Source organism: Sandaracinus amylolyticus, assembly GCF_000737325.1.
GTDB lineage: Bacteria > Myxococcota_A > Polyangia > Polyangiales > Sandaracinaceae > Sandaracinus > Sandaracinus amylolyticus.
Window position 1 is genome coordinate 4,178,562 of record NZ_CP011125.1, and the last position, 12,847, is coordinate 4,191,408.

The 12,847-nt window shown below is 72.7% G+C and carries 11 protein-coding genes and 1 other RNA gene; 7 read left to right on the forward strand and 5 right to left on the reverse strand.

Annotation, left to right across the window (positions count from 1 at the left end):
• Positions 1 to 36: 36 nt before the first annotated feature.
• From DB32_RS17755 to DB32_RS17765, 3 genes are all read right to left on the reverse strand, one after another.
• Complete coding sequence (locus DB32_RS17755; RefSeq protein ID WP_053233648.1) at positions 37 to 2,166, reverse strand: FG-GAP repeat domain-containing protein; 2,130 nt, start codon at positions 2,164 to 2,166, stop codon at positions 37 to 39.
• Positions 2,167 to 2,304: 138 nt separating this feature from the next.
• On the reverse strand, positions 2,305 to 3,075 hold the full coding sequence (locus DB32_RS17760) for a fumarylacetoacetate hydrolase family protein (RefSeq protein ID WP_053233649.1): 771 nt from the start codon (positions 3,073 to 3,075) through the stop codon (positions 2,305 to 2,307).
• A 33-nt stretch (positions 3,076 to 3,108) separates the two neighbouring features.
• Entirely contained in the window at positions 3,109 to 4,287 is a 1,179-nt protein-coding gene (locus DB32_RS17765; RefSeq protein WP_053233650.1) for a hypothetical protein, read from the reverse strand.
• Positions 4,288 to 4,383: 96 nt separating this feature from the next.
• Here DB32_RS17765 and rnpB point away from each other — a divergent pair.
• Positions 4,384 to 4,818: RNase P RNA component class A (gene rnpB / locus DB32_RS43920), an RNA gene on the forward strand.
• 310 nt (positions 4,819 to 5,128) lie between these two features.
• On the opposite strand, the gene DB32_RS17770 is transcribed toward rnpB, so the two are convergent.
• Positions 5,129 to 5,779 carry a hypothetical protein gene (locus DB32_RS17770; RefSeq protein WP_053233651.1) on the reverse strand — a complete coding sequence of 217 codons (651 nt, stop codon included), beginning with the start codon at positions 5,777 to 5,779 and terminating at the stop codon, positions 5,129 to 5,131.
• A 98-nt stretch (positions 5,780 to 5,877) separates the two neighbouring features.
• Here DB32_RS17770 and DB32_RS17775 point away from each other — a divergent pair, with 98 nt between their 5' ends.
• From DB32_RS17775 to DB32_RS17785, 3 genes are read left to right on the forward strand one after another with little or no spacing between them, the layout of a single operon-like run.
• A complete protein-coding gene (locus tag DB32_RS17775) occupies positions 5,878 to 6,345 on the forward strand; it encodes a YbjN domain-containing protein (protein WP_157069130.1) in 468 nt (155 codons plus the stop codon).
• Positions 6,342 to 7,754 (forward strand): hypothetical protein, encoded by a 1,413-nt coding sequence (locus DB32_RS17780; RefSeq protein WP_053233653.1) that lies wholly within the window; start codon positions 6,342 to 6,344, stop codon positions 7,752 to 7,754. The genes DB32_RS17775 and DB32_RS17780 overlap by 4 nt, the downstream gene beginning before the upstream one ends.
• On the forward strand, positions 7,751 to 8,989 hold the full coding sequence (locus tag DB32_RS17785) for a cytochrome c3 family protein (RefSeq protein WP_053233654.1): 1,239 nt from the start codon (positions 7,751 to 7,753) through the stop codon (positions 8,987 to 8,989). The genes DB32_RS17780 and DB32_RS17785 overlap by 4 nt, the downstream gene beginning before the upstream one ends.
• Here DB32_RS17785 and DB32_RS17790 read toward each other — a convergent pair whose 3' ends face one another.
• Complete coding sequence (locus DB32_RS17790; protein WP_157069131.1) at positions 8,990 to 10,447, reverse strand: glycosyltransferase family 4 protein; 1,458 nt, start codon at positions 10,445 to 10,447, stop codon at positions 8,990 to 8,992.
• A 241-nt stretch (positions 10,448 to 10,688) separates the two neighbouring features.
• Here DB32_RS17790 and DB32_RS17795 point away from each other — a divergent pair, with 241 nt between their 5' ends.
• The 3 genes from DB32_RS17795 to DB32_RS17805 all read left to right on the forward strand — a co-directional run bounded on the left by DB32_RS17795 (position 10,689) and on the right by DB32_RS17805 (position 12,823).
• Positions 10,689 to 10,943: a hypothetical protein gene (locus DB32_RS17795; RefSeq protein ID WP_053238853.1), complete on the forward strand. Its 255-nt coding sequence runs from the start codon at positions 10,689 to 10,691 to the stop codon at positions 10,941 to 10,943.
• Between the two features lie 28 nt (positions 10,944 to 10,971).
• Positions 10,972 to 11,751, forward strand: coding sequence for an Ig-like domain-containing domain (locus DB32_RS17800; protein WP_053233656.1), 780 nt, complete (start codon positions 10,972 to 10,974; stop codon positions 11,749 to 11,751).
• A 73-nt stretch (positions 11,752 to 11,824) separates the two neighbouring features.
• Positions 11,825 to 12,823: a hypothetical protein gene (locus tag DB32_RS17805; RefSeq protein ID WP_053233657.1), complete on the forward strand. Its 999-nt coding sequence runs from the start codon at positions 11,825 to 11,827 to the stop codon at positions 12,821 to 12,823.
• Positions 12,824 to 12,847 lie beyond the last annotated feature (24 nt).

Genomic DNA, 12,847 nt, shown 5'->3' on the forward strand with positions numbered 1-12,847 from the left:
AGCCTCGGGCGCCGCGCGCATCAAGCGACCGGCGCCTCACGGGCACGCGGGCCGCCAGATGAGCACCTCGTTGTTCCCCTCGCGACACTCCGCGATCGCGCCGCCCGCCGGCTCCTCCGGGTCGTCGACCACGGCCCAGTAGTCGACCACGTCGCCGCTCAGCGCGATCTCGACCTCGACCGTCTCCGACCCGCCGTTCGGCAGCAGGACACCCGTCGTCTCCGCCTGCGCGACGACCATCCCGGCGCTCGGCCGGCCGCGATACACGCGCACCACGACCCCCGCGCCGACGCGCTCGAGGCCCCAGTTCTGCACGTCGATGCGCACCCGCGCGCGCCCGCGGCCCACGCACTCGTACTGGCCGCGCCCGCCCCAGAGATCCGGCACGACGAGCACGTCGCCGCCCTCGCGGAGGTTCTGGCGATACGCGTTCAGCACGGTCCAGCTGCCCGGCTCGGGGCTCCGGATGTGCCCGCCCTCGGTCACGTTCGTGATGTGATACGCGTGCTGGTTCCAGATGCGCCGCGCGCCGACCCAGCGGCCCCGGGCGTCGCCCCAGATCTCCACGCCCGGGTCCGTCGTGCGGTCCGTCGGGCGCTGGAGGAACGTCGCCTCGGAGTTCGCGGTGAACACGATCTCCGCGTCGCCGTCGCTGTCGACGTCCGCGATCACCGGGTTCTCGGTGCGCGTGCGCGACGAGTTCATCTGCCGGAACAGCTCGGTGCCCGCGTAGCCGTCGTACACGCGGAAGAAGAACTGGTCGTTGTAGACGACCTCCGCGCGGCCATCGCCGTTGAAGTCGAACACGCTCGAGCCGGTCGCCGCCGACGAGTCGTCCTCGGTGTTCGACGTCCAGCGCACGCCCACGCCGCCGCAGCCGATCTCGGGGCGACGCCGGTCGCAGTCGAGGTCGTAGACGCCGTACGCCGCGCCGTGTGCCACGCCGATCTCGGGACGCCCGTCGCCGTCGAAGTCCGCGACCGTCGGCGCGCCGCCGAGCGCATCACGGCCGCGACCTTCGATGACGCGGTCCCACTTGATCTCGCCGGTGCGCCCGTCGAGCACGTAGAGGAAGCCCTGCGAGACGAGCACGATCTCGGGGCCCGGGTTGAACCCCATGTCCGCGATGGCGCAGAGCCCGTCGCCCATCGCCGTCTGGGCCCACATGACGCTGCCGTTCGCGCGCATCGCGGTCCGGCCCGCGACGATCTCCTGCTCGCCGTCGCCGTCGAGGTCCGCGACGCACGAGATCGGGCCGAGGATGTCGTTCGCGCCGCGCGTCGTCGTCGCCGAGGGCGCCGTCCAGCGGTGCGCGCCGGTGCGTCCCTCGAGCACGGTGCGCCCGATGACGACCTCGACCGTTCCGTCGCCCTCGAGATCCGCGAGGCTGATCGCACCGCCGATCGTCCGCGACCACCGCGTCCCGCGCTCGAGCGCCGAGGGATACGCCGACTCCCACATCAGCGTGCCGTCGTGGTGGAACGCGAAGGTCCCGGAGTCGACGCCCATGCCGACGATCTCGTTGTCGCCGTCGCCGTCGAGGTCCCCCGCCGCGAGGTTCGTCGAGGGCTCGAGCGGCCCGAACGGGCCCATCGGGCCGGTCGCGGTCGGATAGCTGATCGTCGTCTCGGTGCGCGGATCCCAGATGCGCAGCGTGCCGTACTCCGAGCCGCTCCCGAGCGAGTCGTAGGAGACGAACACGACGACCGGCTCGAGGTCCTCGCCGTCGTTCGGCGTCAGATCGATGACGAGCGGGGTCGCGCAGACGTGCCAGCTCGCCGGGTCCGACATCGTGCCGCCGCGCTCGGGCCAGCGCGTCTCGAGCACCGGATCGTCGAACGGGTGGATCTCGGGAACGATACGGCACGTCGTCGGGTCGGGCGGACCGCCCACCGGCGGCTCGGCGTCACGGCCCGATGCGTCCCAGCGCATCCCGGCGTCGCCGCCGCCGTCGCCGGCATCGCCGCCGTCGAGCTCGTGGCCGCCGTCGAAGTCGGGGCCGGCGTCGAAGTCGGGGCCGCCGTCGAAACGTCCGCCGTCGCGTGGGCCGCCGTCGAGGCGAGCGCCGTCGGGCAGGAGCAACGGGTCGTGCTCGTGCGAGGCGTAGCAGCCGGGGGTCGCGACGAGGGCGAGCGCCAGGAGAAGCGATGGGGTGCTGCGGGTCACGGGGGCTCCGGGGTCGCGCCAGCGCCAACAAGCATCGTGCCATCCGGCAGATGCGCGTTTCTTCGACGGTTTCGCGCTGAACCGCGGCTCACCGTAACGGGCGCGGCAGGCGCGACGCGAGCGTTCCCGTCAGGAAACTCACGCCGGCTCGGTCGCGACGCGGTGGGTGAGCGTGCCGACGCCCGTGATCTCCACCTCCACGACGTCACCCGCGGCCAGCGGACCGACGCCCGCGGGCGTGCCCGTCAGCAGCACGTCGCCCGGCAGAAGCGTCATCACCGACGACACGTACGCGAGCAGCTCCGCGACCGGCCACACCATGTCGGCCACGCGCCCGTCCTGGCGCGTCTCGCCGTTGACGCGCGTGCGGAGCGAGAGCGATGCGAGCTCGCCCGGCTCGGTCTCGAGCCAGGGCCCGATCGGGCAGAACGTGTCGAAGCTCTTCGCGCGCGTGAACTGGACGTCCTTGCGCTGGAGATCGCGCGCCGTGACGTCGTTCGCGCACGTGATGCCGCCGATCGAGCGCGCTGCGGTCGCGACGTCCGCCCGGCGCAGCGTCGCGCCCACCACGACCGCGAGCTCGCCCTCGTGCTCGACGCGGCTCGACTGCGGCGGGAGCAGCACCGTGCCTTCGTGCGCGAGCAGCGCGCTCGGCGGCTTCATGAAGAGCAGCGGCTCGGGCGGGACCTCGTGGCCGAGCTCCTTCGCGTGCTCGCGGTAGTTGCGCCCGACGCACACGATCTTGCTCGGCGTCACCGGCGGCAGGATCGCGCCCTTCTTGATCGGCACGAGCCGGTCGGTCTCGGTCCCGCCTTCCCAGGGCGCCGCGGTCCAGAGCCGCGCCGTGGCGTCGTCGTAGAGGCGGGCCCAGTAGTCGAGACCGCCGTGGCGGAGCCGCATCAAACGCATCGCCGGGCACGCTAGCGCGCCCGGCGGCGCGCGTCAGTGCGAGATCACGCGCACGATCGAGTCCTCGCCGAAGCGCACGACCCCGCCGTCGCCGGGGCGGCCCCAGCACGCGCTCCACTGCAGCTCGCCGCGCGAAGGAGGCGTGCGCGCCACGCCTATCGGCGCGTCTTCGCCCTCGAGCACGAAGCTCGCGGCGTGGGCGAAGCGATCTCCCGGCAGCACGTAGAGCACCGCGAGCAGCGACGACCCACCGCCGCGCCCGGCGACCACCCACGTCGCCTCGCCCGGCGACGGCGACCACGCGAAGGGCCCCGGCGCGAGCTCCCATCCCGCGAGCGCGCGACGGTCGACGCCCGCGCACGCCAGCGCGCGATCCCCGTCCGCCTCGCCATACGGCTCGAAGTCGTCGGCATACGGCGCGAGCTCGGGCACGCTGCGCAGCGCGGCACGGATCGCGTCGCGCTCGAGCGTCAGATCGACCACCTCGCGCGGGCGATCGACGTCGGGGTATCGCACCGACGGCGCGGGCCCGTGGCAGCACCGGAACGCGGCTGCCGGCGCTCCCTCCGGCACCTCGAGCACCCGCGCGTCGCAGCGATGCTGGTCGACGGGCGCATCGCCGTAGCTCCCGCGCAGCACCGCCGAGCGTCCGCGTCGCACCAGCGACTCCGCGGCATCGCTCGCGGTCCACTCGGGCGCGGTCTCGCCCATGCGCATCGCGCCGACCCCGCTCGCGCACGCCGCGCGATCCTGGCTGCAGCGGTCGGCGTCCCAGGTGCGTCCACCGGGGAAGCGGTCGTGCGCGTCGCCCTCGCAGGCGCGCTCCCACTCGAGCTCGGTGCACAGGCGCGCGCCCCGCGCCTCGCAGAGGGACGCCGCTTCGGCGCGGCTCGTCACGAGCTGCGGCGGCGCGAAGGGCTCGTTGGGGTAGGGGTGCCGATCGATCGCGAACGCGGGCAGCTCGACCGAGATCTCGTCCGCCTCGCGCGACGGTCGCCGGAACGGAGTGCCCGGCGCGCTCCCCGCGAGCACGGTGCCCGCGGCGACCGCGATCGTCGGTCCCGGCGCTCCGGCCGGCTCGGGCGCGCGCGGGGTCGGTGCCGGCGCGACCACGACCGCCGCGTCGGGCTCGCTCGATACCTCGGGCGTTCCTCCGCACGCAGCGAGTCCGCCGAGCGAGGCGACGAGGCCGATCGCGAGCACGCGACGCATCGCGGCCGACCCTACGGACGCGGGATCGCCCGGTCGAATTTCCTGCCGACGTCCGTGCTTGCGTCGTGCGCGAGACGCTACAGAGTGCGCCGCTGTCGGAGCGGCTCGGGTGATCGCCGGCGCACCGTCGAAAGACGGGCACGCGGGAGGAAAGTCCGAGCTCCACAGGGCAGGATGCCGGCTAACGGCCGGTGGGGGCGACCCCGAGGACAGTGCAACAGAGAGCAGACCGCCGCCCCCTCTCGCGAGAGAGGCATCGCGGCAAGGGTGAAACGGTGAGGTAAGAGCTCACCGGGCCGCTGGTGACAGCGGCTGCACGGCAAACCCCATCCGGAGCAAGACCGAATAGGGGAGCGCTGTGTCTCCGGGGCACCGCAAGGCTCCACGGAGGCACGAGAGGACGGCCCGTCCGAAGCTCCCGGGTGTGTCGCTGGAGGCACGCGGCAACGCGCGTCCTAGAGGAATGATCGCCACTCGCTCCGCGGCGACGCGGGGAGAGAACAGAACTCGGCTTACGAGCCGGTCCGACCCGGAGCCCGCGGTGGAAACGCCGCGGGCTCCGCGCTTTCGGCGATTCCTCAACGATTCTGCTGGTCATCTCGCGCGAAATGACCGTTTCGAGCCCCTGGGGACCCCCGGCGTGGTGGTGACGCTGTACGAGAGGTTCCCCACTCGCGCGAAATGGCCATTTCGCGCGAGTTTGGACTTTCTGTCGCGCCGAATGGCCATTTCGGGCCCCTGGGGACTTTTTGTCGCGCGAAACGACCGTTTGGCGCGAGTGGCGCGAGAACAGGCCGCGCCACCACGATTTCGCCCGACTCCGGCGCCGATCTCCGCTCGATCAGCCGGACGCGTCGGCCGCCCAGGGCGCGGTCAGGATCTCGGTCCGATCGAGCGCGTCGAAGCGATAGATGTGCTTCGCGCGGATGCTCTCGAAGCGGTCGAGCCGCATCCGCATGCGCAGCAGCGGATCGAGCAGGGTCCCGTCGCAGCGTCCGGCCGCGCGCGCGGTCTCGAGCAGCGACGCGAGCGCCTCGTGCGCCTCGCGCGGATGGAACACCGGACCGGGCGCGAGCATCACGCGACCGCCGAGCCCGATCGCGCGTCCGTCGAGCACGTCGCCCGCGGTCAATCGCGAGCCCGGCAGCTCGTCGCCCCGCACCACGAAGCGCGCGCCGTGGAGCAGGCACTCGACGATGGGCCCGTCGTCGCCGCGCTGGTCGGTGACGCGGAAGAGGCTGCGCATCGACGCGAGCATCGCGCGCGCGAGCGGCTGCTCGGCCGGCGCGAGCGAAGGAGCGAACGCGCGCAGCGCGGCGCCCTCGTGGCGCTCGATCACCAGCCAGTCGAGGAACGCGCGCACCCGCTCCTCGTAGAACGGCTCGCCCGGCGCGAACGGGCCCGTCAGAGCGTGGAACTCGGCCTGTGCGCGCGCGATCTCCGCTTCCGGCAGCCGCGCCACGACGCGCTCGACGATCGACTCGGGGCTCAAGGCGACGTTCTCTCTGTCATCCGCGATCGATCGCGTCGAGCCTCGCCTTGACTTCGATCCTCGCGCATCGTCGAATCGCCGCTCGCGGAGCGGTGACGATGGCAGCCGACGACGACACGAAGCGAGCGATCACGCTGGTGGAAGAGGCGATCGGGCGGCTCGGGATCGACGCGGCGAGCGCGAAGCTGACAGGCGACGCGGACGTCGCGTCGTACGTGCTCCGGCGCGGCAGCGCGCGCATCGTCGTCGCGGTGCACGCGCCCGCGGCGGGACGCGAGGGATCGCTCCGCATCGCGGCGCCGGTGGTGAAGATCCCCGCGGCCGACGCGCAGCGTGCGGCGCTCTTCCAGCACGTGCTCGAGCTCAATGCGCGCGAGCTGGTCGGCGCGGCGTTCGGCCTCCTCGGCGGCGACGTGGTCGTCGTGAGCGAGCGCGCGCTGCGCGATCTCGATGCCTCGGAGGTCGACGCTGCGATCCGCAGCGTCGGGCGCCTCGCGGACTCCTGGGACGACGCGCTCGCGACGCGCTTCTCCACGCAACGCTCGAGCGATCAGCGCAGCGAGTGACGCGGCGGTTCGGAGCCGCCGCGCTCGCGGCGGCGATGCTCGCGCTCGTCGTTCCATCGGCGCGCGCGCTCGACGTGGAGCTCGACAGCGACGCGAGCTTCCAGGTCTACGAGGTGCGCGCGCCGGGCACGACGACGTTCCTCGCGCGCCGGCGCTTCACGTCGAACCTCGGGCTGCGCCTCGTGCAGCCGCTCGGCGAGCCCGAGCCCGATGGGCGGCGAGTTCGCCTCTCGGCGAGCGTGCGGCTGCGGCTCTACCACGACTTCGGCGAGGACTGCCTCGTCGGCGGCGAGCTCTGCGTGCGCGCGTACGATCGCGAGATGACCGGCGGATGGCAGCCGCTCACGTCGCCATCGCTGATCGACGTGCCGATGCTCTGGGTCGCGGTCGACGGCTTGCCATTCGGGATCGGGGCGCGCGTCGGGCGGCAGCTCGAGGTCGATCCGATCGGGTTCGTGCGCCTCGACGGAGTGAGCGCTCGGATCGCGCCGTGGTCGTGGATCTCCGCCGAGGCGTACGCGGGGCTGATGGTGCGAGGCACGAGCCTGGTCGGGACGCCCGCGTTCGAGCCCCAGGGCTCGATGCGCGTGGATCGCAGCGACGTCGACGCGACGGTCGCGCCGTGGACGGATCCCGGCGTCGACACCTGGGTCGTGGGCGCGCGGGTGCGCGGCGGGCCGGGTGAGTGGCTGCAGCTCGGCGCGGGCGTCCGCCACGCGTGGGAGGAGGACGGGACCGTGCTCTCGCGCTTGTCGCTGAGCGCGACGTCGCAGCCGATCCCGCTGCTGCGCATGGAGACGATCGGCGTGCTCGATCTGCTCGACACGACGGTGATCGACGCGCTCGGCGCGATCGAGCTGCGCGAAGGGATCTGGAGCGCACGCGCATCGGTCGAGCGCCACGTGCCGCGCTTCGATCCCGGCACGATCTGGGCGTGGTTCCGCACCGCGCCGATCGACGAGGCGCGGCTCGGCGGGAGCGTGCGCCTCAGCGACGATCTCGAGCTCGGGGGCGCGCTGCGCGGTCGTCACGCCGAGCTCGGCGAGCCGTGGGGCGAGGACTACGACGCGGGCGTGGAAGCGTGGGCGCGCGCGCGCATCGAGCGCATCGATGCCGGGCTCTCGGGCTTCGCGTGGAGCGGCTCGCTCGGTCCGGTCGCGGGCGTGTCGATCGACGCGCAGCGGAGGCTGATCCCGGAGATCGCGCTCGGCCTGCACGTGAGCGTGTGGCACTTCGACGATCCGCTGCGTCAGGACCTCTACGGGACGGTGGTGAGCGAGTCGATCGACGCGATCTTCGATCTGACCGAGCAGGCGTCGATCCTCGTCGAGCTGCAGCACGCGGCGAGCCGAGTGGTCGGCAATCGGTTCCGACTGATCGCGTGGCTGCGCGTGGAGACCTGGCGATGAGGGCGCTGCGGTACGTCGTCGCGATCGGGATCGCGCTCGCGTTCGTGCTCGGGCTGACGAGCACGCGGACGACGGGACAGCGCAGCGCGAGCGCGCGGCCGCGCGATCTCGGGCGCTCGACGATCATCTATCCGCCGCAGCGCATCGCGCTGCGGATGGACCACTCGCTCGCCGCGCATCGCGAGCTCGACTGCGCGCGCTGCCACGAGGGCGCGCCGACCAGCGAGTCGTCCGCCGATCGCCTGATCCCCGCGGAGCATACGTGCCTGCCGTGTCATGCGCGCGAGATCGATCGCGCGACGCCGACCATCGAGACGTGCGGCACCTGCCACGTGGGGTTCGTCCCTCCGGCGAGCGACGCGGGCGCGCCGATCGCGCCGGTGTCCGATGTTCCCGCGGCGCGCCTGCGTTTCTCGCATCGCGCCCACGTGCAGGCGGGCCAGACGTGCGTCGACTGTCACGCCGGAGTGCCCGACGCCCGCCTCGCGACGCGCGCGCACCTGCCGACCATGCGCGACTGCTTCCGCTGTCATGCCCCGAGCGGGCTCGGTGACGTGCCCGCTGCGCCGCGCCCGCTCGAGTGCGAGGGCTGTCACGTCGCGAGCCCGTCCGGACAGCTGCGCGCGCGATGGCCCGAGGGCTGGATGAACCCGCCGCGCTGGATGGCGGGGATGCGCCACGATCACGAGTGGCTCGTGCGTCATCGCTGGGTCGCGGCCGATCAGGGCCCGCTCTGCGCGCAGTGCCACACCGAGAGCGACTGCACCGACTGCCACGACGGTCGCGTGCGACCCCGGCGCGTGCACCCGAGCGACTTCCTCACGGTGCACCCGGTCTACGCGCGGCGCGACGGCGAGCTCGGCACGAGCGGCGGGCGCTGCACGAGCTGCCACACGATCTCGCAGTTCTGCGCGGAGTGCCACGGACGCCTCGGGATCGCGCCGATCGCCGCGCCGGACGTGCGCACCCGCGATCGCTGGCACCCGCCCGCCGCGGTCTGGGTGCGCGGCCCGAACATGCACGCGCTCGAGGCCGTGCGATCGATGCAGAGCTGCGCGAGCTGTCACGCCGAGGAGGACTGCGTGCAGTGCCACGGCGCGCGCGGGATCGGCGCGGGGGTGAGCCCGCACCCGCCGGGGTTCGCGATGTCGTGCCGCGGCGCGCTCGAGACGAACGCGCGCGCGTGCATCACGTGCCACGGCGACGTGGAAGAGCTGCGCGCGCGCTGTCGCTGATCAGCCCGGGTCCGTGTCGGTCGTGCGGCGCGTCGCTTCGGGCGCGATGGTGTCGATCGGCAGGAGGCCGGGATCGGTGTCGAGGTGCGCGGGGATGTCGCGCGTGATCTCCTCGCCCGGCTGCGTCTTCACGACGAGCACCTCGCTCGTGTCGAGCTCGATCGCGCTCTGGCTGTCGGTGATCACGAGCGCGTTGTGGGTCGTCGGCTCCTCGCTGTCGGCGCCGATCTCTTCGTGCACGGCGTGATCGCGATCGCCGGTGTCCGGCGTGACGAGCGACGAGATCGAGGCGACCTGCAGCGCGCCCGTCTCGCCGTCCTCGAAGCTCTCGTCCCAGGGATCGGCGTCCTGCGATCCCGGCGCGAGACGCTCGTAGATCTCGGCGATCCGGCGGCGGCGCGCGCCGCTCGAGAAGAGCTCGCGCACCCGGCGATAGCCGGACTCGGTCGTGCGGTCGCGCAGCGACTCGTCGCGCAGCATCTCGAGGATCGCGTCGGCGAGCGCGCCTTCGTCGCCGGGCGGATAGAGCAGGCCGTCCTGCTCGTCGCGCAGCGCGTCGCTCACGCCGGGAACGCCCGCGGCGATCACCGGGCGATGGCACGCGAGGTACTCGAGCAAGGGCTGGGGCAGATCGCCGAGCGACTGGAAGCGCGGCGCTTCGCTCGCCGGCGCGAGGCAGAGATCCGCGCCCGCGATGATCTTCGGCAGCGTTCGCGGCGGCGGCTCCCCGCGCACCTCGACGACGCCGCCGAGCTGGAACGCGTCGACCATCGCGCGCATCTGCTCGCGGCGATGGCGATCGGTCTCGCCCGCGACGAGCGCGCGCACCGGGCGCGTCTGCACCACGCGCCGCAGCGCGCCCAGCACCGTCGCGAGATCGCGGTCCGCGGTGAACGATCCGAGATAGAGCAGGCGCGGCACCGACTCGTGCGACGCGGGGCGCCAGTCGAAGCTGCCGACGTCGATGCCCGGCGGCAGCACGACGACGCGCTCGGCGGGGACGCTCTCGAGCACCGCGCGGCGCGCGGCCTCGGTGGGGACGAGCACGAGATCGGCGTGCTCGATGCTCTTCGCGTGGGCCTCGCTCCAGCGGCGCTCGACCTCCGCGCCCAGCGCTTCGTCGGGGAAGGTCGCCATCTCGTAGACGAGCTGGAACCCGAACGCGTGCTTGCGATCCGCGGCGATCGCGCCCTCGAACGGGCCGCGCACGTGCACGACGTCGTAGGGCTCGGCCTCGAGCTGCCGCGCGACCGCGCGATCGAACGTCACGCGCTGCTCGAGCGCGCCCGCTTCGCCCACCGGGACGCGGAACATGCGCGCGTCGCCGATCCGCTCGACGTGCGAGAGCAGCTCGGTCTTGACGGTCACGAGGTCGACGTCGCCACGCACGGCCGCGGCGATGGCGAGGAGCGCGGCGCCGTGCGGGCTCGAGCCGGGCACGGCGGCGAACGCGGTCACGAGCACGCGGATGCGCGGGGTGTCCAGAGCAGCCTCCTACAGGATCCGACCGCACGCGAGGAGGGGCGCTCGGCGACAGCGCCTCCGGGGCGACGGCTCACGGAGCCGCCATCCTACATCCTTTTCCTTGCCATCCGCGCGTTGACGGGACTACAAACTAACGCCCGTGTCGGTGTCTCTCGGAATCTTCCGGTGCACCGAGGCGATTTGCACCCAAAGGCTCTTTGGGGAGGACGGCGTCGTGAAGGAACTCGCTCGCTTTCTTCTACAGAACGCTCAGATCGATTTCTCGGGCGAGATCACGATCGAGCAGGTGAGGCAATTCCTGCGCGAGGACGACTCCCGCGAAGCGCGCGCGCTGCTCGCGAAGCTCATCGAGGACAAGGGCGTCGACGACATGCTCGTGACGCTCGCCGACTGCCTGAAGGAGTACATCCCGGAAGGCGTCAGCGAGGACGTCATCCGGCAGCAGCTCTCGATGTACAGCGAGAGCTGAGGAGACACGGAGACTGACGCGCCGGGCCGTGCTCCTCGCGGCGTTCGTGATCGCCGTCGCGTGCGACGTGCCGAACGAGCCCGCACCGGACGGCTCGGCGCCGCGTGTGATCGCGACCGTTCCCGCGCCCGCAGCCGACGACGTCGATCGGCTGGCGCGGATGCAGGTCGTGTTCGATCGTCCGCTCGCGCCGAGCAGCGTGAGCGCGGCGAGCGTGCGGGTGGTCTCGGGCGCGCGCGTCGTGCCGATCGCGGTGCACGCGGATCCGACGCTGCCCGGCCTCCGCATCGTGCCGCAGAGCGAGCTCGATCCCGACGCGCGATGGGAGCTGCGCGTCGAGGGCGTGCGCGATCTCGACGGCGTGGTCGCGCAGCGGCACGTCGTCGTGTTCCGCACCGGGCGCGCGGCGAGCGCGCCGCCGGACGAGGTCCCGCCGTGGAGCGAGATCGGTCCGCTGCTCGCGCAGCGCTGCGGCGAGTGCCACGGCGGCGAGGCGTCGGTGCTCGGGCTCGATCTCGGGAGCGCGGAGGGCGTGCGTTCGACGGCGATCCGCGTCGCGTCGCGACAGACCGGCGAGCGACCGCGCGCCGGCGCCGTCGTGACCGGGCTCGGCGGGATGACGCGCATCGAGGTGTTCGGGAGCGCGGGGCGGCCCGAGGAGAGCTATCTCGTCTACAAGCTGCTCGGCGACCCGCACGTCGCGGGCGAGCGCATGCCGCCCCCGGGCGATGCGGGCGACCACGCGCTCAGCCGCGACGAGATCGCGCGCGTGGCCGCGTGGATCCGAGGCGGCGCGCCGACGGAATGAGCGGGCGCGTCGCTTGACGCGTCGGCGCGCGCGGCGATAGCGTCGCGGCCGAATGAGGCTTTGGACGCTTGCGATGGCCGTCGCGATCGGAGTGCTCGCGATCGGGTCGCGCGCCGAGGCGCAACGGATGGATCTCGCGCTCTCGCGCTTGAGCGTTCCATCCGAAGGCGGCGTGTGCCCGAACGTCGACGGCGCGCTCGTCTGTGCCGACGACGACGCGTGGCGCAGGCTCGCGACGCAGTTCGCGGGCGCGCTGATCCCGCCGATCCTGCTGCCGGCGCACACGCGCGGCATGCGCGGGATCTACTTCGGCGTGGAGTCGTCGATCACCGGGATCGACTCGGGCGCGGACTACTGGGCGCGCGGCACCGAGGGCGACACCGGGACCGATCGCAATCGCTTCGTCGACGGCGTGCTCGCGTGGTCGCGCTTCAACGTGCGCAAGGGGCTGCCGTTCGGGTTCGAGATCGGGACGAACGTCGGGTTCCTCGTGAACACGTCGTACTGGGCGCTCGGCGCGGAGGTCCGGTGGTCGCTGCTCGAGGGCCTGCGGGATCGCCATGCGTCGGCGTACTTCCCGTCGCTCTCGGTGCGTGGCTCGGTGCAGACGCTGCTCGGCGACTCCGAGGTGAACGTGACGGTGCCCGCCGTCGACGTGTCGATCGGCGAGCGCATCATCGTCGCGGACACGGTGGAGATCTCGCCGTACCTCGGCGGTCAGATCGCGTGGGTGTTCGCGGACAGCGAGCTCGTCGATCTGACGCCGGAGGTCGATGCGTTCCGCGAGTGCGATCCCGATCCGATCCCGCCGGGCGTGGAGGGGCACACCGGGAGCGACGATCCGCCGTACTGCCGCGGGAGCGGCGCGGACTTCAACCACAACGTCGTGTTCCCGAGCCTGCGCTCGACGCGCGTGCGGCTCTTCGTGGGATCGCAGGTGCGCTACGAGTGGTTCGCGCTGACGGCGGCGTTCGCGTTCGATCTGCTCGCGCCGAGCGATCTCGACGAGTCGCTGCCGAGCGATCTGCCGCGCCAGTGGCGCGTCGACGTCGGCGCGGGCGTCTCGTACTGAGCGAGCGAACGAACGACCGACGAC